Source organism: Burkholderia sp. SCN-KJ, from assembly GCF_024656005.1.
Lineage (GTDB): Bacteria > Pseudomonadota > Gammaproteobacteria > Burkholderiales > Burkholderiaceae > Burkholderia.
The window spans coordinates 67,279-93,124 of record NZ_JANKOG010000022.1 but is presented as its reverse complement, the minus strand read 5'-3'; the positions used below and the strand labels follow the sequence as shown (position 1 = coordinate 93,124).

The 25,846-nt window shown below is 68.7% G+C and carries 27 protein-coding genes and 1 tRNA gene; 14 read left to right on the top strand and 14 right to left on the bottom strand.

Going from position 1 to position 25,846, the window contains the following annotated elements; translation table 11 throughout:
- Nucleotides 1-5: 5 nt before the first annotated feature.
- The 5 genes from NQV17_RS29260 to NQV17_RS29240 form a co-directional block, all read right to left on the bottom strand.
- A complete protein-coding gene (locus NQV17_RS29260; protein WP_257774936.1) occupies nucleotides 6-389 on the bottom strand; it encodes a CpaD family pilus assembly lipoprotein in 384 nt (127 codons plus the stop codon).
- Between the two features lie 14 nt (nucleotides 390-403).
- Complete coding sequence (locus NQV17_RS29255) at nucleotides 404-1,783, bottom strand: type II and III secretion system protein family protein (RefSeq protein WP_257774935.1); 1,380 nt, start codon at nucleotides 1,781-1,783, stop codon at nucleotides 404-406.
- 53 nt (nucleotides 1,784-1,836) lie between these two features.
- Nucleotides 1,837-2,874 (bottom strand): Flp pilus assembly protein CpaB, encoded by a 1,038-nt coding sequence (cpaB, locus tag NQV17_RS29250; RefSeq protein WP_257774934.1) that lies wholly within the window; start codon nucleotides 2,872-2,874, stop codon nucleotides 1,837-1,839.
- Between the two features lie 19 nt (nucleotides 2,875-2,893).
- Entirely contained in the window at nucleotides 2,894-3,373 is a 480-nt protein-coding gene (locus tag NQV17_RS29245; protein WP_257774933.1) for a prepilin peptidase, read from the bottom strand.
- A gap of 88 nt (nucleotides 3,374-3,461) precedes the next feature.
- Nucleotides 3,462-3,644 carry a Flp family type IVb pilin gene (locus tag NQV17_RS29240; RefSeq protein ID WP_257774932.1) on the bottom strand — a complete coding sequence of 61 codons (183 nt, stop codon included), beginning with the start codon at nucleotides 3,642-3,644 and terminating at the stop codon, nucleotides 3,462-3,464.
- 808 nt (nucleotides 3,645-4,452) lie between these two features.
- Here NQV17_RS29240 and NQV17_RS29235 point away from each other — a divergent pair.
- The 6 genes from NQV17_RS29235 (at nucleotide 4,453) to NQV17_RS29210 (ending at nucleotide 10,361) form a co-directional block, all read left to right on the top strand.
- Complete coding sequence (locus NQV17_RS29235) at nucleotides 4,453-5,535, top strand: ABC transporter substrate-binding protein (protein ID WP_257774931.1); 1,083 nt, start codon at nucleotides 4,453-4,455, stop codon at nucleotides 5,533-5,535.
- 14 nt (nucleotides 5,536-5,549) lie between these two features.
- The gene (locus NQV17_RS29230; RefSeq protein ID WP_257774930.1) at nucleotides 5,550-6,389 is read left to right on the top strand and encodes an ABC transporter permease; all 840 of its coding nucleotides are present in this window, start codon (nucleotides 5,550-5,552) and stop codon (nucleotides 6,387-6,389) included.
- Between the two features lie 24 nt (nucleotides 6,390-6,413).
- Complete coding sequence (locus tag NQV17_RS29225; protein ID WP_257774929.1) at nucleotides 6,414-7,238, top strand: ABC transporter permease; 825 nt, start codon at nucleotides 6,414-6,416, stop codon at nucleotides 7,236-7,238.
- 35 nt (nucleotides 7,239-7,273) lie between these two features.
- Nucleotides 7,274-8,125, top strand: a complete 852-nt coding sequence (locus NQV17_RS29220; RefSeq protein WP_257774928.1) for an ABC transporter ATP-binding protein — start codon at nucleotides 7,274-7,276, stop codon at nucleotides 8,123-8,125.
- Between the two features lie 162 nt (nucleotides 8,126-8,287).
- Nucleotides 8,288-9,244, top strand: coding sequence for a TauD/TfdA family dioxygenase (locus tag NQV17_RS29215; protein WP_257774927.1), 957 nt, complete (start codon nucleotides 8,288-8,290; stop codon nucleotides 9,242-9,244).
- 169 nt (nucleotides 9,245-9,413) lie between these two features.
- On the top strand, nucleotides 9,414-10,361 hold the full coding sequence (locus NQV17_RS29210) for a TauD/TfdA family dioxygenase (RefSeq protein WP_257774926.1): 948 nt from the start codon (nucleotides 9,414-9,416) through the stop codon (nucleotides 10,359-10,361).
- Nucleotides 10,362-10,404: 43 nt separating this feature from the next.
- Here the strand turns inward: NQV17_RS29210 and NQV17_RS29205 are convergent, their stop codons facing one another.
- Nucleotides 10,405-12,066: an ABC transporter substrate-binding protein gene (locus NQV17_RS29205; RefSeq protein ID WP_257774925.1), complete on the bottom strand. Its 1,662-nt coding sequence runs from the start codon at nucleotides 12,064-12,066 to the stop codon at nucleotides 10,405-10,407.
- A gap of 360 nt (nucleotides 12,067-12,426) precedes the next feature.
- Here NQV17_RS29205 and NQV17_RS29200 point away from each other — a divergent pair, with 360 nt between their 5' ends.
- Nucleotides 12,427-12,834, top strand: a complete 408-nt coding sequence (locus tag NQV17_RS29200) for a DUF427 domain-containing protein (RefSeq protein ID WP_257774924.1) — start codon at nucleotides 12,427-12,429, stop codon at nucleotides 12,832-12,834.
- Nucleotides 12,835-13,049: 215 nt separating this feature from the next.
- A complete protein-coding gene (locus NQV17_RS29195) occupies nucleotides 13,050-14,042 on the top strand; it encodes a sulfonate ABC transporter substrate-binding protein (protein ID WP_257774923.1) in 993 nt (330 codons plus the stop codon).
- A 20-nt stretch (nucleotides 14,043-14,062) separates the two neighbouring features.
- Here NQV17_RS29195 and NQV17_RS29190 read toward each other — a convergent pair whose 3' ends face one another.
- Nucleotides 14,063-14,647: a putative glycolipid-binding domain-containing protein gene (locus NQV17_RS29190; protein ID WP_257774922.1), complete on the bottom strand. Its 585-nt coding sequence runs from the start codon at nucleotides 14,645-14,647 to the stop codon at nucleotides 14,063-14,065.
- A 184-nt stretch (nucleotides 14,648-14,831) separates the two neighbouring features.
- Here NQV17_RS29190 and NQV17_RS29185 point away from each other — a divergent pair, with 184 nt between their 5' ends.
- Complete coding sequence (locus NQV17_RS29185; RefSeq protein WP_257774921.1) at nucleotides 14,832-15,740, top strand: LysR family transcriptional regulator; 909 nt, start codon at nucleotides 14,832-14,834, stop codon at nucleotides 15,738-15,740.
- Between the two features lie 164 nt (nucleotides 15,741-15,904).
- Here NQV17_RS29185 and NQV17_RS29180 read toward each other — a convergent pair whose 3' ends face one another.
- The 3 genes from NQV17_RS29180 to NQV17_RS29170 all read right to left on the bottom strand — a co-directional run bounded on the left by NQV17_RS29180 (nucleotide 15,905) and on the right by NQV17_RS29170 (nucleotide 18,054).
- Nucleotides 15,905-17,062: an iron-containing alcohol dehydrogenase gene (locus NQV17_RS29180; RefSeq protein ID WP_124668452.1), complete on the bottom strand. Its 1,158-nt coding sequence runs from the start codon at nucleotides 17,060-17,062 to the stop codon at nucleotides 15,905-15,907.
- A complete protein-coding gene (locus NQV17_RS29175; RefSeq protein WP_257774920.1) occupies nucleotides 17,059-17,394 on the bottom strand; it encodes a putative quinol monooxygenase in 336 nt (111 codons plus the stop codon). The genes NQV17_RS29180 and NQV17_RS29175 overlap by 4 nt, the downstream gene beginning before the upstream one ends.
- A 216-nt stretch (nucleotides 17,395-17,610) precedes the next feature.
- Nucleotides 17,611-18,054 (bottom strand): SDR family oxidoreductase, encoded by a 444-nt coding sequence (locus NQV17_RS29170; protein WP_257774919.1) that lies wholly within the window; start codon nucleotides 18,052-18,054, stop codon nucleotides 17,611-17,613.
- Between NQV17_RS29170 and NQV17_RS29165 the strand changes: the two genes are divergently transcribed.
- The 3 genes from NQV17_RS29165 (at nucleotide 17,980) to NQV17_RS29155 (ending at nucleotide 20,221) form a co-directional block, all read left to right on the top strand.
- Nucleotides 17,980-19,314, top strand: coding sequence for a nucleobase:cation symporter-2 family protein (locus tag NQV17_RS29165; RefSeq protein WP_257774969.1), 1,335 nt, complete (start codon nucleotides 17,980-17,982; stop codon nucleotides 19,312-19,314). The two genes, NQV17_RS29170 and NQV17_RS29165, sit on opposite strands and share 75 nt — an antisense overlap.
- A gap of 98 nt (nucleotides 19,315-19,412) precedes the next feature.
- Nucleotides 19,413-19,835 carry an NUDIX hydrolase gene (locus NQV17_RS29160; protein ID WP_257774918.1) on the top strand — a complete coding sequence of 141 codons (423 nt, stop codon included), beginning with the start codon at nucleotides 19,413-19,415 and terminating at the stop codon, nucleotides 19,833-19,835.
- 86 nt (nucleotides 19,836-19,921) lie between these two features.
- Nucleotides 19,922-20,221: a hydrogenase maturation factor gene (locus NQV17_RS29155; protein WP_257774917.1), complete on the top strand. Its 300-nt coding sequence runs from the start codon at nucleotides 19,922-19,924 to the stop codon at nucleotides 20,219-20,221.
- 60 nt (nucleotides 20,222-20,281) lie between these two features.
- Here NQV17_RS29155 and NQV17_RS29150 read toward each other — a convergent pair whose 3' ends face one another.
- Nucleotides 20,282-20,494 carry a hypothetical protein gene (locus NQV17_RS29150; protein WP_044843850.1) on the bottom strand — a complete coding sequence of 71 codons (213 nt, stop codon included), beginning with the start codon at nucleotides 20,492-20,494 and terminating at the stop codon, nucleotides 20,282-20,284.
- Nucleotides 20,495-20,856: 362 nt separating this feature from the next.
- Here NQV17_RS29150 and NQV17_RS29145 point away from each other — a divergent pair, with 362 nt between their 5' ends.
- Nucleotides 20,857-22,017 (top strand): DUF4382 domain-containing protein, encoded by a 1,161-nt coding sequence (locus tag NQV17_RS29145; protein WP_257774916.1) that lies wholly within the window; start codon nucleotides 20,857-20,859, stop codon nucleotides 22,015-22,017.
- Between the two features lie 61 nt (nucleotides 22,018-22,078).
- Nucleotides 22,079-22,240: a hypothetical protein gene (locus tag NQV17_RS29140; protein WP_044843848.1), complete on the top strand. Its 162-nt coding sequence runs from the start codon at nucleotides 22,079-22,081 to the stop codon at nucleotides 22,238-22,240.
- 71 nt (nucleotides 22,241-22,311) lie between these two features.
- Here NQV17_RS29140 and NQV17_RS29135 read toward each other — a convergent pair.
- The 3 genes from NQV17_RS29135 to selA form a co-directional block, all read right to left on the bottom strand.
- Nucleotides 22,312-22,407: transfer RNA gene (locus NQV17_RS29135), tRNA-Sec, on the bottom strand.
- A 30-nt stretch (nucleotides 22,408-22,437) separates the two neighbouring features.
- Entirely contained in the window at nucleotides 22,438-24,363 is a 1,926-nt protein-coding gene (selB, locus tag NQV17_RS29130; RefSeq protein WP_257774915.1) for a selenocysteine-specific translation elongation factor, read from the bottom strand.
- Nucleotides 24,360-25,799 (bottom strand): L-seryl-tRNA(Sec) selenium transferase, encoded by a 1,440-nt coding sequence (gene selA, locus NQV17_RS29125; RefSeq protein WP_257774914.1) that lies wholly within the window; start codon nucleotides 25,797-25,799, stop codon nucleotides 24,360-24,362. The genes selB and selA overlap by 4 nt, the downstream gene beginning before the upstream one ends.
- Nucleotides 25,800-25,846: the final 47 nt, after the last annotated feature.

The window sequence follows — 25,846 nt, the reverse complement described above, 5'->3', positions numbered from 1 at the left end:
GCGGGTCAGTGGCCGGGCGAGCCGGTCGTCGTCAGTGTCTTGTCCGGAACCGGCTGCTTCACGCGATCCTCGACGTAGCGGCGCACCGCGTCGGCGGCGACTTGCGCATCGGCGCCGCCGTACGGCACGGGCGCGACCAGGTCTTCCGGCCGCGCGAGCATCGTCGCGAGATTCGTGTAGGTCGCGCAGCCGAACGGCACGCCGGGCCGCCCGAACCCCGCATCGACGAGATGCGACGGCTGCATCAGCTTCGCGCAGTCGGGCGGCACCGCGTGCACGCCGTCGAAGCCGATCGCGCGCGCATCGGGCAGGTTGAGCGGCGGCGGCGCCGAGAAGCAGCCCGCAAGCACCAGTGGCGGCAAGGCGGCGACGATGGTTCGAACTCGCATGCGCGCTCCTCCGGTCAGTACACGAAGCCCGCGGCGCCGACGAGGCGCGGCGTGTCGCCCGTCAGCAGGTCGAGCCCGAGATTGCGCTGGATCGCGAACTCGAGATCGCTGCTCGGCCGCGCGACGGTGTCGAGCGCCTGCTCGAGCTGGCCGGGGCCGGTCGGCTGCACGATGTACGGCGTCACGATCACGACGACCTCGGTCTTGTTGTCCTGGAAGTTCTTCGACGAAAACAGCCGGCCGATGATCGGCAGCCGGCCGAGCCCCGGCACCTGCGCCACGGTATCCGCCGTCTGGCTCTGCAGCAGCCCGCCGATCGCGAAGCTCTGCCCGCTCGACAGCTCGACCGTCGTCTCGACGCGCCGCACCGAGAGCCCCGGCACCCTGACGCTGCCGGTCGTCACGCTGTTGTTCGAATCGACCTCGCTCACCTCCGGGCGCACCTTCAGGCTGATCCGATTGTCGGCGAGCACGGTCGGCGTGAAGTCGAGCGACACGCCGAACGGCTTGAACTCGACCGTGATCGCGCCTGTGTTGCCGGCCTGCGCGACCGGAATCGGAATTTCGCCGCCCGCGAGAAAGCTCGCGGTCTGGCCGGACATCGCGGTGAGATTCGGCTCCGCGAGCATCGTGATCAGGCCTTCCTGATCGAGCGCGTCGAGCACGACGTCGATCGACCAGCGCCCCGCGCGGAAGCCGCCGAGCACCGAATACGCACCGGTCGGCGACAGGTTGAACACCTTGGTCGTCGGATCGAACAGCGTGCGGCCGCTGAGCAATCCGCCGAAGAAGTTGCCGGCCGAGCCGAGCGAGCTCCAGTTGATGCCGAGCTGCTGCGTGACGTTGCGGCTCACCTCGGTCACGCGCACGCGCAGGTTCACCTGGATCGGGCGCGATAGCGTGAGCCGGTTGACGATCTTTTCCTTGTCGTTGATGTAAGGCGCGAGCGACTGCATCACGGCGTCCGCGTCGGCCGCGCTCGGCACCTTGCCCGACACCATCAGCGAGCCCGGCGCGCCGGACACCGACAGCTTCAATTGCGGAAAGCGGCTGTCGAGCACCGCCTGCAGCGACGCGGTGTCGACCTGCACGATCACCGTGCGGCGCAGGATCGGCCGATGGTTCGCGCCGAGTGCGATCAGCGTGGTGGTGCCGGCCTTCTTGCCGAACACGAACACGGTGCGCGGCGACGGCACCTGGATGTCCGCGATGCTCGGGTCCGCGACGAACATCGCGGTCGCGGGTTCGGACAGCGACAGCATCTCGCCCTTGCCGGTCGCGATCGACAACGCCGCGCCGGCGTCCGCCGCGCTCGCGCGCTGCGCGAGTGCGACGCCCGGCGCGACGATGCAGGCCAGGCACCAGAAAGCGATCCAACGAACCATGCGCACCATGCGTGTTCCCGTCAAATGCCGGCCGCCGGGCGGCCGGCCCGAATCGTCACTGCTCACTGCGGCGCCACGATCCGTGGCGCCTGCGCCGTCGCATCCGCGGCGACATTGCCGCCCGGGGGCGCCGCGGGCGCCGCCGGCGCAACCAGCGTGCCCAACCAGCCCGACGGCAGCGGCGGCAGGCCCGGCGTGCCGGTGCCGCTGCCGCTGCCGTGCGACCCGTCGTCGACCGACGAGCCGCGATAGATCACGACCGTATTGCCCTGCGGCGCCGGCCGCGTGCCGGCGTCCGTTCTCGCGGGCGGCGCCAGCTGCGCGCGGCGCGCCGCGCGCGACACGTCGCCGGCCCACACCGGCGGCGTATCGGGCTCCGCTTCGTCGCCGCCCGCCGCCTGCCGGCGATCGCTCGTCGCGAAACTGCGCAGCGACAGCGACAGCGAGCCGAGGCGCGTCGCGACCAGCACGACCTGCGCGGTGCGCGGCGCGACCTCGAGCGTGACCGTGCGCGCGCGGGCCGGCACGTCCGGCGCACTCGCAGGCGTCTTGGTACGCTGGAATTCCGAGCCGACCGCGAGCACGCGCGCGCGCCGCACGACCGTCTCCGCTTCGAACGTGCCGGGCGTCGTCGCGGAGCCGCCGATCTCCTGCGTGAGCACCACGTCGACGAAGTCGCCCGGCTGGATCAGCCCCGCGTTGCCCGACACGTCGTCGACCGGCACCGAGATCGCGCGCATGCCGGGCTGCAGCGCGGCCGCGAGAAAATCCGGCGCGGCGCCCGGAATCACGTTGTCCGCCCGGATCGGCGCGCCGGCGTCGACACGGTTGCGCAGCAGCGCGCCTTTCAGGTCCGCGCCCGGTTGCGACTCGACGAACGCACCGGCCGGCACCTGCGTGCGCGGCATGCGCTTCCACGCGAGATCGTTGTCGCGCAGCAGCAGCCCTTCGGGCAGGTCCGCCGCCGCGACGCGCACGCGCACCTCGGCCGCTTCGCCGGGCACCGGCGGCGTCGACGCGGCGACATACAGCTGGCGCAGGATGAACGCGCCGATCGCGGCAGCGATGATCAGCACGGTCATTCTCAGGGGTTTGGGCATGGCGGCGTGCGTCCCCGGTCTAGGCAAGCGAAACCGCGTGAGGGAACGGCGCCCAGACGGCCAGCGCCCCGCCGAGCGCGAGCGCGATCCCGTACGGCACGCCGCGCGTCGCGATCGTCCGCGCCGGCGCGGCGCGACGCTGCCATGCGACGGCCGCGAGCGCGGCGAGGCCGCACGCGGCGCCGCTCGCACCGACGAGCGTCAACACCGGGAACGCGAGCGCCGGGCCGGCCCACAGGAATACCGCCGCCGCGAGCTTCACGTCGCCGCCGGCGATCCAGCCCGCGTGACGCAGGCCGGCGAACAGCAGCAGCATCGCCGCGGCGGTCGCCACGTGACCGGCGAGGTGCGCGAGCCCTTCGCGCGCGAGTGCCGCCGCGACGAAATACAGCATCGCGAACGCCAGCACCGCGCGATTGGACAGGCGCCGCGCGCGCACATCCTGCGTCGCGAGCGACACCAGCACGAGCGTCGCCGCCGACTGTACGAGAAAGAGCATCGGAGAGCCGTCCGTCGGCGCGCCCCGGCTGGATACGTCGTACCGCTGCGGATCCGTGTGTTCGTCGGCGGCGCGCGGGTTCAGGAGATCAGATCAACGCCGTGACCTTGTTGATCAGCGCGGTGAACACGGCCGGCAAGCCGCCGGACGAGCTGCTGAGGATCACCCCGACCGCCGCCAGTGCGACCACGACGATGCCGGCCAGAACCGCGTACTCGAGCGAGCTGACGCCGCGTTCATCGCGCAGCAAGGTCTTGACGTATTGCAGCATGACAACCTCCGTGTGACGGGGTCGGTGATCGACCGTTGAGTGAAAAGAAGCGGCGCTGCTTCGGTGGCACGCACGGCGTTTTCGCCCATTCATGACTCATGCGGCAGCCCTGTCGTCGGGCCATGCGCATCCCCCGGAATCCATTCGATCGCTGCAACGCGCGATGGTCGGCACGGAATCCGCCGCTACTTGCGCGCTTGTTACATAGCTGCATTGGCACAATGCAATTCTCACTGATTCGTCTAGGGTATAGACAATTTTTTTGGCGATTTCAAATTATTTAGCGTCGGAGTGCATTTATGGGCCGGCGCCCTTCAGCGATGAAATTCGCGCATGCCATTTGCCGCTTTTCAGCATGATGCAGCAAGCCCGGTGCGGCGTGCAGTAAGAATGTCAACACCGGGAGGCATCGTTGCCGACGCCGTTGCAATTCGATGATTTTTATTCAGTTTTCCGATATGCCACGTGATTTACCTGCCCGAACTTGAAACGAACTCCCGCGTGCGTTTCCCGGCATCTTTTTCGTACGCGCCGGCATGATCCGGAAAATTTTGCGCATCCGATCGCATTGCCCGATCCGGATTGGCGCCGCTGTCACCGACGCTCGATTCGCCGCCGCTCGGCGAGCGCGATCCGCACGCCGAGCTCGCCCGTCTCGCCATTTCCAATCGGCGCCGCGCGTGATTTGCCAACCCGAAACGCGGCGATAAGCATAGTTCAAATCGTTGCTTGTCCCGCGCCGGAGGCGTCCTCCAGAATGGTTCGACACCCGCCGGCCCGATTTCGACTCCTCACCATCCGACGCACCATGATCGACCGATTCCCGTCTCCACTGCGCCTGCTGCGATCGCTGCTGATCGCGTCCCTCGTCGCGTTGCCCGCTGCCGCCGCGCACGCCGACAAGCCCGCCACGATCCGCATCGGCGTCGCCCAGCAGGGCACCGGCGATCCGCCGACCTTCGGCGGGTCGAGCGCGGCCACCGCGCAGTTGCAGCAACTCGTCGAAAAGGAATTCGCGGCCGACGGCATCAAGGTGCAGTGGCTGTTCTTCAAGGGCGCGGGCCCGGCCGTCAACGAGGCGATCGCCAACAAGGCGCTCGACTTCGCCTACCAGGGCGACCTGCCGGCCGTGCTCGCGCGCTCGAACGGCATCAGGACGCGCCTGCTGCTCGCCGCGAGCGTGCGCTCGGGCGTGAAGATCGCGGTGCCGCCCGACTCCGGCATCCGCTCGATCACCGACCTGAAGGACCGCCGCGTGTCGATCTTCCGCGGCACGAACCTGCAGCTCGTCGCCGACAACGCGCTCGCGAAGAACGGCCTCGGCGAACGCGACCTGCGCGTGATCAACCTCGACTCCGCGAGTTCGCTCGCCGCGCTCGCGTCGAAGGGCATCGACGCGTCGGTGGGCGACTATCAGCTGTACAAGCTGCGCGACGCGGGCCTCGCGAAAATCATCTACGAATCGCAGAACGACGGCCCGCAGTACACGCGGCAGACCCACCTGCTCGTGCTCGACGACTTCGAGCGCGCGCATCCGGACATCGTGCAACGCGTCGTCAACGCGCTGGTCAAGGGTGCGCAATGGTCGTCCGACGAAGCGAACCGCGATGCGCTGTTCAGGCTGTGGGAAAAAAGCGGCGTGCCGTATACGTCGTGGCAGGCCGACTACGCGAACCAGCGCCTGAAGGACCGCCTGTCGCCGCTGATCGATCCGTTCCTCGTCGCGCGCTACAAGGCCGTCGCGCAGGACGCGCTGAAGCTGAAACTGATCCGCCAGCCGGTCGACGTCGACGGCTGGTTCGAGCCGAAGTACCTCGACAACGCGTTGCGCGCGCAGCACCTCGAGCACTACTGGCCGCGCTACGACGCGGCCGGCAAGCCCCTCTCCTGACCCGGACCCGCCCGATGAGCGACACCGCGATCCCGATTCCGTCGTCCGATTCGCACGCGCGCGCCGCGCCGTCCCGCGCGGCGGCCGTGAAGCGCGTGGCGTGGCTGCTCGCGCCGTGGGCGCTGCCCGCGCTGCTGTTCGTGTTGTGGACCGTCGGCAGCGCGCGCGGCTGGATCGCACCGCAGATCCTGCCGCCGCCCGCGCACGTCGCCGACTCGCTCGCCGAGCTCGCGGCCAGCGGCGATCTCGCGCGCCACACGCTGATCAGCCTGCAGCGCGTGCTGGTCGGCTTCGCGGCCGGCACGCTGCTCGGCTTCGCGACCGGCGCGGCGCTCGGCCTGTCGCGCACGCTCGAAGCCTACGTGCTGCCCGGCTTCAACGCGCTCGTGCAGATTCCCGTGCTCGGCTGGCTGCCGTTCCTGCTGCTGCTCGTCGGCGTCGGCGAGCCGCTGAAGTACCTGCTGATCGCGCATGCAGCGCTCGTCCCCGTGACGATGAGCACGCTGCAGGGGTTCCGCCAGGCGCCGCCCGCGCTCGACGAAGCCGCGCGCGTGTTCGGCTATACGCGCCGCCAGCGCATCGTCCACGTCGTGCTGCCGGCCGCGATCCCGACGCTCGCGACCGGCGTGCGGCTCGCATTCACGAAATCGTGGCTCGCGCTCGTCGTCGTCGAACTCGTCGCGTCGTCGGAAGGGCTCGGCTACCTGATCGTGTATGGGCGCCAGCTGTTCCAGCTCGATCTCGTGATGGCGGCGGTGATCGTGGTCGGCACGGTCGGCCTCGCGATCAACCGGCTGCTCGACGCGCTCGAAGCACGGCTGCGCCGCGGCGTGCCGTCCGCATTCCGCGGTTGAACCCGATTCAAGGATTCTCTTCCCATGCAGCTTGACGCCACGTCCGCATCGGACGCCCCAGCGCCCGCCGCCAGGATCGCCCGTCGCTTTCCCGTGCCCGACTGGCGCGGTTTCGTCCTGCCGCTTGCCACGCTCGCGCTCTGGTGGGCCGTCTCGTCCGCGCACCTCGTCAAGAGCGGGCTGCTGGTCGGCCCGGCCGACGTGCTGCACACCGCGTGGACCCAGACGACCAGCGGCGCGCTCGCGCGTGCATTGTCGGCATCGCTCGCGCGCGAAGCGTGCGGCTTCGCGATCGGCGCGACCGGCGGCCTGCTGCTCGGCACCGCGCTCGGGCTGTCGCGCGTCGCCGCGCGCATGGTCGGCCCGAGCTTCGACACGTTCAAGCAGATCTCGCTGTTCGCGTGGATTCCGCTGATTTCCGTCTGGTTCGGCCTCGGCGACGTCGCCAAGGTCGTGTTCCTGTCGCTCGCCGCGCTGCTGCCGGTCGCCGCGCATACGTGCGACGGCATTCATGCGGTGCCGCGCACGTACGTCGACGTGGCCCGCGCGCTGCGTTATTCGCGGCTTCAGCTGGTGCGCCACGTGATCCTGCCCGCTGCGCTGCCGTCGATCTTCACCGGGCTGTATCTCGGCCTCATCTACTCGTGGCTCGCGACGCTCGGCGCCGAGTACCTGCTCGTCGCGGGCGCCGGGATCGGCAACACGCTGATCGACGGCAGCGAGCAGTTCCGGATGGATCTCGTGCTGTTCGGGATCATCGTCGTCGGCGTGACCGGCTGGGCGCTGAACGCGCTCGCGCGTGCGATCGAGCGCAAGGTGCTGGCCCGGCGCGGCGAGCGGCGCCGCTGATCGCCCTCTTCCTTCCCGTTGCTTCCCTTTCCGCCATGACGACTCTCGCTTCCGATTCGCTCGATATCCTCCACGTGAGCAAACGCTATGCGCAACGCGGCGCGTCGCTCGCCGTGCTCGACGACGTGTCGCTGCACGTGCGTGCCGGCGAGTTCGTCACGATCGTCGGCGCGAGCGGCTGCGGCAAATCGACATTGCTGCGCCTGATCGCCGGGCTCGATACCGACTACGCGGGCGAAATCCGCGCCGGCGACGAAACGGTGCGCGACACGTCGCTGCAGCGCGGGATCGTGTTCCAGGATCACCGGCTGTTCCCGTGGCTGACGGTTGCGCAGAACGTCGAGGCCGCACTGCGCAATGCGCCGCTCGACGCACCGGCCAAACGGCGCGCGGTAGCCGAGCACATCGCGCTCGTCGGGCTGAACGGCTTCGAGCATGCGTACCCGAACCAGCTGTCGGGCGGCATGGCGCAACGCGTCGCGATCGCGCGCGGCCTCGTGAATCGCCCGCGCGTGCTGCTGCTCGACGAACCGTTCGGCGCACTCGATGCACAGACGCGCGCGCGGATGCAGAACGAACTGCTGCGCATCTGGGAACAGGAACGCATCACGATGGTGCTGGTCACGCACGACGTCGACGAAGCCGTGTATCTCGGCGATCGCGTCGTCACGATGGCGCCGCGCCCGGGGCGCATCGAGCGCATCCTCGACGTCGCGTTGCCGCGGCCGCGCCGGCGCGACTCGCCGGAATTCGCGCGGCTGCGCGACGCGGTGCTCGCCGATTTCGACGATCTCGAACCGCCCGGCAACGGCGGCAGCGGCAGCCGGGCAAACCGTGACGAGGCGCTCGATACGCACCGGATCGGCGAATGGCGGCTCGCGTGGTGATGCGCTCACGCGGCGGGCCCGATGCCGTGCCCGAAACGCTCAGCATGCCGACACATATCGATCATCACGGCGCGCGCTAAGGTTGTGACGATTCATCGGTTCCGGTTCCGCGCGGTCCCTGCTTGAATGGAGACTCGACCGACCCGACCCAGGAGACTCCCGATGTCCGAAGTCCAGCACGCCGCTCACCCGTCATCGCATGCTTCGCACGCCGCCGCGCCGCGCACGGCCGCCGTCCCGCTTCAGCTTCGCCAGGTCGCCGGCCGGATCGGCGCCGAAATCGCCGGTGTCCGGCTGTCGGGCACGCTCGACGATGCGACGTTCGACGCGATCCAGGCCGCGCTGCTGCGCCACAAGGTGCTGTTCTTCCGCAACCAGGGCCATCTCGACGACACCGCGCAGGAAGCCTTCGCGCGCCGCTTCGGCGAGACGGTCGCCCACCCGACCGTGCCCTCCGTCGACGGCAGCGCGCACCTGCTCGAACTCGATTCCGCGCACGGCGCGCGCGCCAATTCGTGGCATACCGACGTGACGTTCGTCGACGCGTACCCGAAGGTGTCGATCCTGCGCGCGGTCGTGATTCCGCCGTTCGGCGGCGACACCGTGTGGGCCAACACGGCGGCCGCATACACGCATCTTCCCGAGTCGCTGCGCGCGCTCGCCGACACGCTGTGGGCGGTGCACACGAACGCGTACGACTACGCGTCGACGCACGTGCATGCCGACGACACGCAACTGAAGCGCTACCGCGAAGTGTTCACGTCGACCGTCTACGAAACCGAACATCCGGTCGTGCGCGTGCATCCGGAGACCGGCGAGCGCACGCTCGTGCTCGGACACTTCATGCAGAAGATCAAGGGGCTGTCGTCGCAGGATTCCGCCCATCTGCTGCAGGTGCTGCACGAACACGTGACGCGCCTCGAGAACACCGTGCGCTGGAACTGGCAGCAAGGCGACGTCGCGATCTGGGACAACCGCGCGACGCAGCACTACGCGATCAACGACTACGGCGATGCGCGCCGCGTCGTGCGTCGCGCGACCGTGCACGGCGACGTTCCGGTCGGTATCGACGGCCGCCGCAGCGTCGTGCTGAAGGGGCCGGGCGCGACGCTGCAATGACGTTCGCCGCACGGTGGCGGTGGAAGCCGCCGCCGTGCCGGCGCCACCCTGCATTCCCGCCTTCCCGACCGGAGGATCCGACCATGACCTTCCCGCCACCGGGCCGACGCTTGCATGCGCAACGATGTCGCCGTCCGTCCGCCCCGTTCACTTCCGCCAGGAGCGTCGCATGAGCGCCCTACCCGTACCCGCCGCCCAGCCGGTCGACGTGATCCCGCTGTCCGCCCACATCGGCGCGGAGATCCGCGGCATCGACCTCACCCAGCCGCTGACCACGCCGCAGATCGCCGCGATTCGCGCCGCGCTGCTGAAATGGCGCGTGATCTTCTTCCGCGAGCAGTTCCTCACGCACGAGCAGCATGTCGCGTTCTCCGCGCAGTTCGGCGAGCCGACCGTCGGCCACCCGGTGTTCGGCCACGTCGACGGTCATCCGGCCGTCTATTCGATCGCGAAGCATCGCAAGGCGACGCGTTTCGAAGGCGAGCCGGTACGCCGGCCGTGGACGGGCTGGCACACCGACGTGACGGCCGCCGTCAATCCGCCGTGGGCGTCGATCCTGCGCGGCGTGACGATTCCGCCGTACGGCGGCGACACGCACTGGACCAACCTCGTGCGCGCCTATGAAACGCTGTCCGCACCGCTGCGCGACTTCGTCGACGGCTTGCGCGGCATCCATCGCTTCACGCCGCCGCCCGGTGCGCGCGCGACCGGCGCATTCGACGAAGCCGTCGAGCGCCGCCCGCTCGTGACCGAGCATCCGCTGGTGCGCGTGCATCCGGAGACTGGCGAACGCGCGCTGTACGTGAGCCCGAGTTTCCTGAAGTCGATCGTCGGGCTGACGCCGCGCGAGAGCCAGGCCCTGCTCGAACTGCTGTGGGAACACGTGACGCGGCCGGAATTCACGATCCGCTTCAAGTGGGAGCCGCGCAGCATCGCGTTCTGGGACAACCGCGCGACCGCGCATCTCGCGCCCGTCGACATCTTCGATCTCGACTTCGATCGCCAGCTCTACCGCACGACGCTCATCGGCGACGTGCCGGTCGGCCCCGACGGCCGGGCGTCCGTCGCGCTCGAAGGCTCGCCGGTCGAGGCAGCGGCCGCGGTCGCGCTGAACTGACCGCCGTGTCGACAGCCGGCGCACCCGCGCCGGCTTCCTTGCCTCAATCCAGCCACACGCCGTCGAACCGGTGCCCGCCGAGCGGCGAGAACGTCAGCCCGTGCACGCGCTTCGAGATCGGCAGCGACACGATCGACGTCGCGATCGGCGTGAACGGCACCTGATCCTTGAAGACGACCTGTGCCTGCTCGTAGAGCGACGTGCGTTTCGCGACGTCCGAGTTCGTGCGCGCCGCGCTGACGAGCCGCTCGAAATCCGCGTTGCACCATTTCGCGAGATTGCTGCCGTGCACCGCCTCGCAGCCGAGCAGCGTGCCGAGCCAGTTGTCGGGGTCGCCGTTGTCGCCCGACCAGCCGTACAGGATCGCGTCGTGCTGCCCGTCGCGTTTCGCGCGGCGGTTGTATTCGCCCCACTCGTAGCTGACGATCTTCGCGCGCACGCCGATCTTCGCCCAGTCCTGCTGGATCAGTTGCGCCATCAGCTGCGCGTTCGGGTTGTACGGGCGCTGCACCGGCATCGCCCACAGCGTCAGGTCGAAGCCGTTCGGGAACCCCGCCTGCGCGAGCAGCGCCTTCGCGGCGGCCGGATCGCGCGGCGCATCCTTCAGGCGCGGGTTGTACGACCATTGCGCGGGCGGCATCGGGTTCGTCGCGATCGTCGCGTCGCCGTTGAACACGGTCTTGATGATCGCCGTCTTGTCGATCGCGATGTCGAGCGCGCGCCGCACGTCGACGCGATCGAGCGGCGCATGCTGCGTGTTGTACGCGACGAAGCCGACGTTGAAGCCCGTCCCCGAAAACAGCGTCAGCTTCGGATCGCGCCGCACCGTCTCGAGATCGGCCGGCCGCGGGAACACCGACACCTGGCACTCGCCGGCCGTGAGCTTCTGCAGGCGTGCGGCCGGATCGGGCGTGATCGCGAACACGAGATGCGCGAGCTTCACGTCGTCCGGCTTCCAGTAGTCGGGATTCGCGTCGTAGCGGATCACGGCGTCCTTCTGGTACGCGCGCAGCTGGAACGGCCCGGTGCCGACCGGGAACTGGTTGATGTCGGCTTCGCGATGGCGTGCCGTCAACTGCGACGCATATTCGGCCGACAGGATCGACGCGAACGCCATCGCGAGATTGCGCACGAACACGACGTCGGGCTGCTTCAGCACGAAGCGCACCGTATCGTCGTCGAGCTTTTCGATGCGCTCGATGTTGCGGTCGAACCCGAGGTCGCTGAAGTACGGGAAACTGACCGGATAGGCCTTGCGGAACGGATCGTCGGGATCAAGCATCCGGCGGAACGTGAACACGACGTCGTCCGCCTGGAACGGACGCGTCGGCTTGAACCACGCGGTCGTCTGGAACTTCACGCCGCGCCGCAGGAGGAACGTGTAGACGCGCTGGTCGGACGACACGTCCCAGCTCGTCGCGAGCGACGGCACGAGATCGAGCGTGCCGCGCTTGAACTGCACGAGCCCGTTGTAGACCGTGTACGTGCTCGCGTCGAAATCGGTGCTGGTCGTGTGCTGGCCCGGATCGAAGCCGGCCGGACTGCCTTCGGCGCAGTAGACGAGCGTCTTGCCGGCCGGCGCCGCGAACGCGTGCGTGACCGTGCCGGCGAGCAGCAGCGACGCGGCCACGCCACGCAGCACTGCAACGGCAACGGAGGTCTGCCGCGCACGATGCGCGGCCGATGAAACGAATGGAATCTTCATGGTGGCGGTCAGGGAAGGACTGTCATGCGAATGACGACCGCCGATCTTCGCGCGCCGCCCGCCGATCGCTTACCAATTAATTCCGCGTTGCTTATCGCCGCGGATGCATCCCGCTGCCGCCGCATGGAAACGTCCGCGCGAGCACCGCGGACATGCGTGCGGATGCCGCTGCAGCGGCCCGCCCCGCGTCGTGCATCGACGCCGTTCGCGGTCCATCCTTCCGGCCCCCTGCAGGTTCTCCGGAATGGGCGCATCGTATCGGTTGGTCAATGCCGGCAGCGGTGCGCGAGGACTCGCCCGGCGCACGCGTTCCGGCGCGGCGTGCCTGCCGGCGCGCCGCCCCTTCCTGGAGGACCCACGATGTCGCTCAACCCCGCTACGCCCTCTCGTCCCGTGAAGTCGCCGGGCCCCGATCATCCGATCACGATCGAACCGCACCCGTCGCGCGTCGTGGTCAAGGTGGCCGGCAAGATCGTCGCCGATACGCGCCGTGCGCTGGCGCTGCGCGAAGCCAGCTATCCGGCCGTGCTGTACGTTCCGCGCGAGGATGCCGACATGGCGCTGCTGCAACGCACCGACCATGCGACGTACTGCCCGTACAAGGGCGATTGCGCGTACTACTCGATTCCCGCCGGCGGCGAACGCTCGACCAACGCGGTGTGGACGTACGAGCATCCGAACCCGGCCGTCGAATCGATCCGCGCGCACCTCGCGTTCTATCCGGACCGTGTCGACGCGATCGAGGAAAGCCCGCTCGGCACCGATTGAGCGCGGCGGCACGCCGCCGCCCCTGCGTTCACGTATCGTCCGGCCGCTGATTTGCATATGCGGATTCATTGGTTGGCCGCCGGCCCGCGCGGCCGTATCGTCGTCCATCCGGCGCGGGCGCGGCCGGCCGCGCGCATCGACCGCATCCGGCTGCGTCCCGTGCCGATCGCGCCGCCAGCCCGCGCGACCCGTGAACCCGCCAGCAGGACGCCTCGATGAACGACCTACCGCACGCAGATCTTGAAACGACCCCGGCCAACCCGCGCCGCCGCCAGTGGCTGCACGGCGCGGCCGCTGGACTGGCCGGGTTCGCGCTCGGCCCGCTCGCGGGCATGCCTGCACGGGCCCAGGGCAGCGACAAGCGGCTGCGCATCGGTTTCCAGAAATACGGCAACTTCGTCATACTCAAGGCGCGCGGCACGCTCGAGAAGCGGCTCGCAAGCCAGGGCGTGGCGGTCCAGTGGCTCGAATTCCCGGCCGGCCCGCAATTGCTCGAGGGGCTGAACGCCGGCGCGATCGACGTCGGCACGGTCGGCGAAACGCCGCCGATCTTCGCGCAGGCCGCGGGCGTCGATTTCGTCTACATCGGCAACGAACCGCCCGCGCCGCACGGCGAGGCGATCGTCGTGCTGCCCGATTCGCCGATCCGCACCGTCGCGCAGCTGCGCGGCAAGAAGGTCGCGTTCAACAAGGGTTCGAACGTCCACTACCTGCTCGTGAAGGCGCTGGAGCATGCGGGCCTCACGTATGCCGACATCCAGCCGATCTACCTGACGCCCGCCGACGCGCGCGCCGCGTTCGTGCAGCGCAACGTCGACGCGTGGGTGATCTGGGATCCGTACCTGGCCGCGGCCGAACGGCAGCTCGGCGCACGCGTGGTCGCGGACGGCGACGGGCTCGTGCGCAACACGCAGTACTACCTCGCCGCGCGCAAGTATGCGGCCGCGCAGCCGCAGGTGCTGCGCACGCTGCTCGAGGAAGTCGACGCGGTCGATCGCTGGGGGCGCGACCATGTTCCGGAAGTCGCCGCGCAACTGTCGCCGCTCGTCGGCCTCGACGCGCCGACGCTCGAAGTCGCGCTCAAGCGTGCCGGCTACGGCGTGCAGCCCGTCACCGATGCGACGCTGGCGTACCAGCAGGGCATCGCCGACGCGTTCAGCACGCTGAAGCTGATTCCCGGCAAGGTGACGGTCGCCAACGCGCGCTGACGCACCGCTGCCGCGACGCGTTACGGCGCACGCGTCGCGCCGATCCGCCGCCATTCGTCGTAATCGGTGACGAGACCCGCGTCGTCGACCGCGATATCGGCCGCATACGCGCCGCTCTCGTAGCGGTACACGTGCTCCGCCGTGCGCGCATAGCGCTGCTCGCCGCGCACGATCTCGAACGACGGAAAACGCAGCCACGCGGTACGAATGACGGCCGATGCGCCGACCGCCAGCCCGAGACGCCGGATCGGCAGCGTATTGGTCGACGGACTGAAGCCGAGATCGATGTCGGTCGCGCCCGCGAGGGCCGCCGCTGCGCCGCCGTCGATCGTCCAGTGCCCCGCGTCGCATTCGATCGCGAGTTGCCGGGGCGGCGCGGCGCCGAGCCAGTATGTCACGCGCACCGAGCGCGTCAGCCAGTCGGCGCCGCATACGATCGCATAGTCGAAGCGAAACGGCGTGCCGTCGAGCGCGCCCGCCACCGTTCCCGACAGATCGATGCCCGCACGCGTCTCGGCGAGCCGGCACCATTCGGCCGCCTGCCAGGTCTGCGCGATCTGCCATGCGACGCAGCGCGTGCGCGCCGCTTCGTCCCGTTGTGTCATGTCGGCTCCCGTCGATCGCATGAGCCGGATTTTCGCTCACGGCGTCGATGATCTCACGGCCTTTGTCTGGCGCGTGCCTTCGTACCGATACCGAGTATCGGCTCGTCGCGCACCTTCGGTACCGGTCCTGCTTTGGTACCATCACCGCTCGGCATCACCCGAACCGGACAAGGGGCCTGATTTCATGGATTTGCTGGCGACGATGCGCATCTACGTGAGGGTCGTCGAGCGCGGCACGATGTCGGGCGCGGCACGGGATCTGGACATGGGCCAACCGGCCGTCAGCGAGCGCATCGAAAAGCTCGAAAAACGGCTCGGCACACGTCTGCTGATGCGCAGTGCGCGTACGCTCACGTGCACCGACGAAGGCCGCATTTTCTACGAACACAGCAAGGCGCTGCTCGAAGCGGCCGAAGCGTCGATCGCCTCGGTATCGAAAACGGAAAACACGCTCGGCGGCACGATCCGGCTCGCCGCGCCGCAATGCTTCGGCGAAGTCGTGATTCCGCAGGCGCTGATGCATATCCGCACCGCGTATCCGCAACTGCACATCGACCTGGTGCTGAACGACAACATCGTCGATCCGGTCACGGAAGGCGTCGACATCTCGATCCGCCTCGGCCAGCTCGACGACGGCGGATTCGTCGCGCATCCGCTCGGCCAGGTCGACCGCGTGCTCGTGGCCGCGCCCGCCTATCTCGACCGCCACGGCCCGATCGACACGAAGGCCGATCTGGCGAACCACCCGTTCATCCGCGTCAAGGGCATCTTCGCGAACGAGCAGTTGCCGCTGCAGAGTGAAGACAAGACGCTCGAATACGCGCGGATCCAGACGGTGATGACGACGAGCCACTGGCGCCCGATGTTCGACACGATCCTGGCCGGCGGCGGCATCGGCGTCGTGCAGGCGCCGGCCTGCGCCCATGCGCTCGCGCACGGCAAGCTCGTCGAGATCCTGCCGCAATACACGATCCCCGCATTCGCGCTCAACGCGCTGGTCCAGGCGCAACGGCCGCTGCCGCCGCGCGTGCGGGTCGTCGTCGATCTGCTGAAGAAGGAGATTCCGGCGCTTTTGGACAGAAGCAAACCCTGAGCGCGCACAGCCGCCCGAGCGGTACCGTCTGCTTTCCGGATAACCGGAGCCTCGCCTCGAAACCCGTCCGTCGATTCGATCCGATTCGATTCCATGCGGCCACGCGTTTGCCGGCGCCGTCGCGTCGTTGCCCGTGCAGCCGCCACGCAGTCACGCGCGCCGCATCACCACGCCTGCCGATAGATCGCCAGCGCGTCGGCTTCCGTCACCTCGCGCGGATTGTTCACGAGCAGGCGCGTCTGCAGCATCGCGTCCGACGCCATCCGCGGCAGGTCGCCCTCGCCGATGCCGACCTCGCGCAGCGTGCGCGGAATGCCCGTCGCGACGATCAGGCGATCGATCTCGTCGATCAGCGCCTGCGTCCTCGCTTCGTCGCTCCCCGCGGCCGACGGCGCGACGATCGCCGCGAGTTCCGCATACAGCGGCGCGGCAGCCGGCGCATTGAAGCGCAGCACATGCGGCAGCACGAGCGCGTTCGACAGCCCGTGCGGCACGTGGAACATGCCGCCGACCGGATAGGCCAGCGCGTGCACGGCCGCGACCGGCGCGTTCGCGAATGCCTGGCCGGCGAACATCGCGCCGACCAGCATCGCTTCGCGCGCGCGGCGATCGTTGCCGTCGTCGCAGGCCTTCAGCAGGTTGCGCGACAGCAGCGTCAATGCGTGCACGGCCAGCATGTCGGACACCGGATTCTTCAGCCGCGACGACGTATAGGCTTCGATCGCGTGCACCATCGCGTCGATGCCCGTCGCGGCGGTTGCCGCGCGCGGCAGCCCGAGCGTCAGCTCGGCGTCGAGGATCGCGACGTCCGCGAACAGCTGCGGCGACACGACGCCCATCTTGCGCGCCTCGCCGACCGTGACGATCGACACGGCCGTCACTTCGGAGCCGGTGCCGGCCGTGGTCGGCATCTGCACGAGCGGCAGCCGGGACGTGGCAACCTTGTCGACGCCGTACATGTCGGCCAGCGCCTGCCGCCCAGGCGCGAGCACCGCGATCAGCTTCGCGACGTCCATCGACGAACCGCCGCCGAGGCCGAGCACGATCTCGGCATCGGCCGCCACCGCCCGCGCGGTCGCCTCGAGCACGACGTGCTCGGGCGGATCGGCGATCACGTCGTCGATCACGGTCACCTGCCAGCCGTGCGCGGCGAGGCTCTCCAGCGCGGGCGCGAGCACGCCGCTGCGATGCAGGAACGCGTCGGTGACGACGCACAGCCGCGCGAGCGCCGGAAAGCGTTCGCGCAACAGCGCGCCGAGCCGGCGCGCGGCGCCGAATTCGACGATCTGCGTCGGCACGGTACGGAATTGAAACGGGTTCATCGGATGCCTCCCGGTGGCGTCGCCGTGCCGGTGTCCGGCTGCACCATGTACTGCGTCACGTCGCGGCGATCGAGCAACGGAATGATCGCGCCGACACCGAGCCGCTGGAAATGCGGCGTTTCCCGATGCACGTCGAGGCCGTCGGCATCCCGGTAACGCTCGAGGATCACGATGTGGTCGGGATCGACCGGCGAGCGGAAGTACGCATAGTCGAGGTTCTTCGGCTCGGCACGCGTGGCCGGCGCGAGTTCCGCGAGCAATTCGATCACGCGGTCGCCGTTGCCGGGTTTCGCGAAGAAATGGGCGATGACCTGCAGGTAAGGTTCGTTCATGCTGCGCTCCGTATTCGCCAGCGGCCCGTCATGACGGGTCGTCATTCGACCATGCGCGGTCGCTCGTCGAAGGCGGCAGTCGGCGGCCCGACACGGTGCCGACGCCTCGTCGTCGCATTGTATTGAATCGGTGCCGCTTGCGCCGCGCACGCGCCATGCATGCGACGGCACGCTTCGCGCGAAGGGTTCACGGCAGGCCCGTCGAATGCCCGCGCGTCACACCAGCCGGCCGCCCCCGTCGACATGCAGGATTTCGGCATTCACGAAGCCGTTGCCCAGCAGGAACGCGATCGCTTCGCCGACTTCGTCGGCGCGACCGACGCGTCCGCCGGGCAGCGCCGACGCGGCCTGGCCGACAATCGCGTCGCGCGCTTCCGGGCCGAATGCGTCGTACAGCGGCGTGTCGACGAAACCAGGCGCGACGACGTTCACGCGAATCGGCTTGAGTTCCGGCGCAAGCGCCCCCCGGGCGGCGCCGGTGGGCCCTTCGGCTAAAATGCCGCACTTTCCACCTTGTCCGGCCCGCTCGCCATGCAACCCGCTTCCCACGCCCGATCCGCCGCCCACGGCGCCGACGATACAGACCTGTCGCACGACCTCGTCTACGGTCCCAACGACCGGCCCGCGCCGATGGTCGCCTTCGTCGCCGCGCTGCAGCACCTGCTGGCGATCATCGTGCCGATCGTCACGCCCGGCCTGCTGATCTGCCAGGCGCTCGGCGTATCGAGCCGGGATACGACCCTTATCGTGTCGATGTCGCTGGTGATTTCCGGCATCGCGACGTTCGTGCAGTGCAAGCGCTTCGGCCCGCTCGGCGCCGGCCTCCTGATCGTGCAGGGCACCAGCTTCAACTTCGTCGGCCCGCTGATCGCCGGCGGCAGCGTGATGGTCAAGCAAGGCACGCCGGTCGAGACCGTGATGGCCGCGATCTTCGGCGTCGTGATCGCCGGTTCGTTCGTCGAGATGGGCGTATCGCGCATCCTGCCGTTCGTGAAGCGCCTGATCACACCGCTCGTCACCGGCATCGTCGTGCTGCTGATCGGCCTCACGCTGATCAAGGTCGGCCTCATCAGCATGGGCGGCGGCTACGGCGCGATGGCCAACGGCACGTTCGCGAGCGCCCAGAACCTGACGCTGTCGTGCCTCGTGCTCGGCACCATCATCCTGCTGAACCGCGTGCCGATCGTGTGGGTGCGCAGCACCGCACTCGTGATCGCGCTCGTGATCGGCTATGCCGCGGCCGCCGTGCTCGGCCGCCTCGACTTCACCGGCGTGCACCAGGCCGCGCTGTTCCAGGTCCCGACGCCGCTGCATTTCGGCATCGGCTTCTCGTGGTCGCTGTTCGTGCCGATGCTGATCATCTACCTCGTCACGTCGCTCGAAGCGATCGGCGACGTCACCGCCACCAGCAAGATCTCGAAGGAGCCGGTCGAAGGGCCGGTGTGGATGCAGCGGATCAAGGGCGGCGTGCTCGTGAACGGCGCGAACTCGCTGCTGGCCGGCGTCTTCAACACGTTCCCGAGCTCCGTGTTCGCGCAGAACAACGGCGTGATCCAGATCACCGGCGTCGCGAGCCGCTACGTCGGCATCTGGATCGCGGGCATGCTCGTGGTGCTCGGCCTGTTCCCGGTCGTCGCGGGCGCGCTGCAGGCCGTGCCGGAGCCCGTGCTCGGCGGTGCGGCAATGGTGATGTTCGGCGCGGTGGCCGCGTCGGGCATCAACATCCTGTCCGGCGTCCAGCTCGATCGCCGCGCGCTGCTGATCATCGCGGTGTCGCTCGCGCTCGGCCTCGGCGTGTCGCAAGTGCCGGACATCCTGAACAGCCTGCCGCATGCACTGAAGAACGTGCTGGAGTCGGGTGTCGCGACGGGCGGCATCTGCGCGCTCGTGATGAACTGGTTCCTGCCGGAACAGAAGTAACGCTACGGACTCCATGACGACGCGGCCCGGCCGACGGGCCGCGTCGCGCTCGACGAGCCCGGCTTGGCCGGGCGCCCGACTCTCGCTAGAATCGGTTCATGCCTCAAGCCCCCGTCTCCACGAATGCGCCGGAAGCCAGTGCGGTCCCCGTCAAGGAACGCGCGACCGTCGTCTGCTACCGCGAACGGCAGATCCTGCTCGTTGCGCGCGCATCGTCGCGCTGGGCGCTGCCCGGTGGCGCGATCAAGCGCGGCGAAACACCGCTCGAAGCCGCGCATCGGGAGCTGCAGGAAGAGACCGGCATCACCGGCCAGGACCTCGTCTATTCGATGCAGTTCACGGGGCTCGCGAAGGTGCATCACGTGTTCTTCGCCGAAGTCGGCCCGGAGCATACGGCCCAGGCGAGTAACGAGATCGAGAAGTGCAAGTGGTTTCGCATCGACAACGTCGACGAACTGCGCGCGAGCATCCCGACGAAGCGCATCGTCGAGCTCGTCTACGAGCACGAAATCCTCAAGTAGGTAGACACCCCACCCCCACCGGCTCACGCGAGCCGATATGATGCGCCCACGGTCCATCACCGCGTTCCCTTCCGAGCGAGCTGCAGATGAACAGTGCGTACACCTACCGCGGATACACCATCGATATCCGCTGCGAATTCCGGCTCGACGAACCGCGCGACCACGCGCCGCCCGCCCCGCTGCGGTTCGGGTTCGTCGCGGTCGTGCAGGTGCACTCGGCCGGCAGCGTGCCGCGCCTGCTCGGACCGATTCGCCTCGCCGACGACGGCGGCCACCTGTTCCGCAACACCCGCAATGCGTTGCGCGCCGGCCGCGCGGCCGGCGAAATCCTCGTCGACGATCTGCTGGTTGATACGGGTCGGGCAAAAGGACGCGCGCATTCCTGAGCCGTCGATCGGCCCGGCATCATCTTTACGGCGTTTTGCGGAACGCGCGCGTGCCGGCGCTCAGTGCAGGCGCTTTCGTCGTAGTTCGTGCGTGGAATAGACGGCGAGGAAGATACCCAGCATCGCGACGCCGGATGCCAGGAAGTCGTTTGCGGTTCCCGTGCTGTTCAGCGATTTCGGGAAGATGCCGAGACTCAGTCCTGCGGCAGCCAGAAACACGCCTGCCGCCACACCCCACACCGGTCCGGTGGTCTTTTCGATTGTGTTTTTCATACAGCACCCGTCTACAGTCTTTGCCTGAATGGCGGCGGCGCATGGCGCTCGCGTCTACCATTCGTGATTCGACTATAGCGGTGAAATAATCAGGGCGGATTTAGTGCTTTCACCGATCAAGTTTTTGCCGATCGCGAACATGCCGTGTCCCGGCGACTCATGCCCTGCCCGATCGAGCCGGACAGGATTCCTTCGCTGTGAGCCCTATTGCCTGCCATTGCGTCGCGAATATCGATCGACGGGCAGCGGTTCTTACGCTCCGACGCAGAATTTACGGTTCGTTTCAAAGCTGTCCATACTGTGGGCGTTTCCCGAGGCTATGCTTCGTTGCACCCACAATAACCTCGAAGGGGGACAAAACAATGAACAAAACATTCTGGAAGGCCGCGCTCTGTGCGGCAGCGGTGCCGTTCGTGCTCGCAGGATGCGGCGGCGGCGACGATGGTGGCAGCCCGCAAACCGGCACGCTGCATGTCGCGATGACCGATGCACCGTCATGCGGCTTCGATCACGTATTCGTGACCGTTTCTCAGGTCCGCGTCAATGCGAATGGGAATGCTTCCGACAACGACGCCGGCTGGTCGACCATCACGCTGGCGACACCGCAGAAGATCGACCTGCTGTCGCTGACCAACGGCGTGCTCGCCGATATCGGCCAGACCGCCTTGCCGGCCGGCCAGTATCAGCAGATCCGCCTCGTTCTCGCGCCGAACCAGGGCAACACCCTCGCGAACTCGGTCGTCCCGACGGGCGGCACGGAACAGGCGCTCGCGACGCCGAGCGCGACGCAAAGCGGTTACAAGATCATCCAGCCTTTCACGGTCCAGCCGAACACGCTCGTCGATCTCGTGCTCGACTTCAACGCGTGCAAGTCGATCGTCCAGCGCGGCAACGGCACGTATGCGCTGAAGCCGGTCGTCACCGCGATCCCGACCGTCGTGAGCGGCGCGATCTCCGGCTATGTCGCCTCGGCCGAAGCCGGCGCGACCGTGTATGCGGAACAAGGCGGCAAGGTGGTCCGCGGCACGGTTGCCGACAACACCGGGAAATTCGTGCTGTCGCCGCTGATCCAGAGCTCGACGCAAGGCAATTACGACGTCGTGATCGTGCAGAACAACTTCGCGTCCGGCATCGTCCGCTCGGTTCCGGTCGTGGTGAACACGACCACGGCCGTGTCGGCGTCGACTGCCCCGATCACGCTGCCGGCATCGACGATGAGCACGGTCAGCGGCACGGTGACGGCAAGCGCCAACGCGTTCGTGCGCGCGTTGCAGACCGTCGATGCGAACGCGTACGAGATCACGTCGATCAACGCGAACCTGGATACGGGTGCATATGCGCTCAACGTGCCCACGGCCGCGCCGATCGTCGGCACGTACTCGGGCTCGCTGCCGGTCGCGCTGGCTGCGTCGCCGGCCGCCGCGGCACAATACACGATCGAAGCGGACGCAGCGTCGGGCGCAACGCAATCGACGAACGTCAACGCGACGACCAGCCAGTCGAACGTCAATTTCAGCTTCTGACGCATCGGCAGCATCATCGAAAGGGCCTTACGGCCCTTTCCTCAATAAACGGGAGAACGAAGTGAAGAAAGGGGTTATCGCATTGCTCGCCGCGGCGAGCGTGGTCGGCGCGCTCAGCGGGTGCGTCGCATACGTGCCGGGGCCGCCGGTCGTCGTCGCGCCGCAGGGCGGGCCGGGGAACGGGTTCTGCCCGCCCGGACAGGCGAAGAAAGGCAATTGCTGATTGCACGAGGCCCGCGTATTTTGCGGGCCTTTTTCATGGTCGCCGCTGCATGACGGGCATGGCGCCGTGAATGGCGGAAGGCAGCCGGAGTCGAACCGACCCGGGAGTGTCTGACACCCCCAACTGGATTTGAAGTCCAGCCGTACCACCGGATACGAATGCCTTCCGTGGGGAAAAACCAAAAGAACGACGAGCGCCTACGCCTGTACACCCACCCAACCGCTGTCAGGCCGCAGGAAGTGAAGATCGCGGTGGAAGCGAGTATACCCAACCCGATCGAAGAACTCGAGAATCTGGATCGCGCGCTTGCGGCCGAGCCCCGTCGCATCGCGAAACGTCGCCGCGTCGAGCCCGCCGCCGCGCGTCGGCGCGAGATGCGCGACCAGCCCGGCCAGTTCGCGCACGACATCCGCGTGATAGAACAGGTCGCGCACGACCTGATGCACGTCGCCGCGCCGCGCGAGCTTGCGCAACAGCATGCGCACGGCCTCCTCCTGCGCGCCCGTGTCGCGCGCCAGATCGCGGACCCACGGCGGATCGAAGCGCCCCGCATGAATCAGCGGCAGCAGTTGCCGCGCCAGCGCTTCCTCGCGCGCATCGAAACTCACCGAATGCGACGGCAGATGCAGCCACGGCCCGCTTCGCGCAACCTCACCGCCGCCCACCAGCGCATCGACCAACGCACGCCACAGCGCATCGCCGACGAGCGGCGCCGCCATCCGCCGCAGGCGCGCCGCATCGAGCCCCTGCTCGTCCGGCACGCGTTCGTGATACGCGCGCAGCGTATCGATTGCCCGCGCCTGCAGCGCGTCCCAATGCACCCGCGCGATCACCGTGCCGTCGTTCGACGCGCGCTCGCGCTGGCCGATCGCCAATGCGTCGTCCGGCAACGCCAGCACGTCGGGCGCGAAGCCCGTCAGGTGCGTGAGCATCGCGCGTGCGATCCCGAGCGGCGCCTGCGCGAGCAGCGCATCGAGCCGCCCTTCGTCGAGCCACGCGGCCAATGCGTCGAGCCATGCGCGGCGCGCGGGCGTGCGACGCTTGCGGGCGGGACCGAACGGGTCGAGCACACGGCCGCCGCCGACGGTACGCGTCGCCTGCGGATTGCGGACGATGAAGCGATCGCCCGGCAGCGCGAACACCGGTTCGTCGAACACCAGTTGCACGCGCATCGTGTGGCCCGCCGCGAGCGTATCGCCATCGAGCAGCGCGACGTGCGCGACGCGATGCAGCGTGCCGAGATGCACGTGCAGCGGCGCCCAGTGCGTCAGCGTGAGCCCCGCATCGGCCAGCAGCGTCAGTTCGACGTCGAGACGCGGCGACGTCGCGACGAGCCGCGCATCCGCGACGGTATCGCCACGCTCGACGTCCGCCCGGTCGACGCCGGCCAGGTTCAGCGCGCAGCGCTCGCCCGCGCGGCCCGCGTCGACCGGGCGGTTCTGCGCATGGATGCTGCGCACGCGCGCCGCACCGCCGGTGCGCACGACCGCGAGCGTGTCGCCGGTCGCCACGCGGCCCGCGAACGCGGTGCCCGTCACGATGGTCCCCTGCCCGGCGAGCGTGAACACGCGATCGACCGCGAGCCGGAACAGGCCGTCGTCGCGGCGCGCACGCCACGCGAGTGCCGCATCGGCGAGATGACGCTTCAATGCGGCGACGCCCGGATCGTCCTCGCGCGTCGCGCAGGTCTCGAAGATCGGCGCGCCCTCGAGCGTCGAGCCGTGCAGCCACGCGGCGATCTCGTCGCGCACCGCCGACAGGCGCGCGGCGTCGACCCGATCGCACTTCGTCAGCGCGATCGCACCATGCGCGACGCCGAGCAGCTGCAGGATTGCGAGGTGCTCGCGGGTCTGCGGCATCACGCCGTCGTCCGCGGCGATCACGAGCAGCGCGAAGTCGATCCCGCTCGCACCGGCCGCCATCGTATGAATCAGCTTCTCGTGGCCCGGCACGTCGATCAGGCCGAGCACGTCGCCGTTCTCGAGCGGCGTATACGCATAGCCGAGCTCGATCGAGATGCCGCGCGCCTTCTCTTCCTTCAAGCGGTCGGTGTCGACGCCGGTCAGCGCGCGCACGAGCGTCGTCTTGCCGTGATCGATGTGTCCCGCGGTACCGACGATCATGCAGCCGGCCCCGCGACCTGCACGCATTGCGCGACGAATGCCGCTTCGTCCGCCGCTTCGAGGCAGCGCAGGTCGAGCCGCAGCGCATTGTCGGCGATGCGGCCGATCACCGGGCGCGGCCATTCGCGCAACCGCTTCTCGAGCTGCGCGAGCGCACGGCCGCCGCGCTTGCCGTCCGGCGTGCGCACGACGAGCCCGGCGCTCGGCAACTGGTCGACCGGCAGCGCGCCGCTGCCGATCTGGCTGAACATCGGCTCGACCTGCACGTCGAAGCCGCCGCCGAGCGCGGCCTGCAACGCCGGACGCACGCGCTCGGCGGCCTCGGCGATCTCGCGCTGCGGCCGCGTCAGCAGACGCAGCGTCGTGAGCCGCTCGCGCAGGAATTCCGGCGCCTGGTACAGCCGCAGCACGGGTTCGAGCGCGGCGAGCGTCAGCTTGCCGACGCGCAGCGCGCGCTTGAGCGGATGCTTCTTGATCTTCGTGACGAGCGCGCGATCGCCGACGATCAGCCCGGCCTGCGGGCCGCCGAGCAGCTTGTCGCCGCTGAACGTGACGAGGTTCGCGCCGGCCGCGACGGTTTCCTGCACGGTCGTCTCGTACGGCAGGCCCCATTGCGACAGATCGGCGAGCGTGCCGCTGCCGAGGTCGACCGCCACCGGCAGCCCGTGCTCCCGCGCGAGCGGCGCGAGTTCGGCCAGCGTCACTTCCTTGGTGAAGCCGCTGATCGCGTAGTTGCTGCAGTGCACCTTCATCAGGATCGCCGTGCGCGGACCGATCGCGTCCGCGTAGTCGCGCAGATGGGTGCGGTTGGTGGTGCCGACCTCGCGCAGTTTCGCACCCGCACGGCTCATGATGTCGGGAATGCGGAACGCGCCGCCGATCTCGACCAGCTCGCCGCGCGACACGATCACTTCACGTTTCGGCGCAAGCGCCGACAGCACGAGCAACACGGCCGCGGCATTGTTGTTGACGACGGTCGCGGCTTCCGCGCCGGTCAGTTCGCACAGCAGATCGTCGATCAGGTCGTCGCGGTCGCCGCGGCGGCCGGTGGCGAGGTCGAATTCGAGGTTGACGGGTTGCGTGAGCGCGTCGACCACCGCGCGCACCGCGTCGTCCGGCAACAGCGCGCGCCCGAGATTCGTGTGCAGCACGGTGCCGGTCAGGTTGAACACCGCGCGCACGGTGCCCGCGCTCTGCGCGGCCAGCGTGCGGGCGACGGCCGCCGCGATGCGCGGCTCGTCGAGCGGCCCGGCCGCCGGCGGATCCTGCTGCGCGGCGGTGCGCCAGCGTTCGAGTTCGGCGCGCACCGCGTTCAGCACGCGCGTACGGCCATAGTCGGCGAGCAGCGGCTGCAGCGGCGCCGACGTCAGCACGCGCTCCACCGACGGCACGCGTGCGAGGACGTCATTCAGTTCATTCAAACCCGGTTCGGTCACGTAATGGTGGCTCCAATTCCATGCGCGGCAGGCAGCCGGCGCCGGCG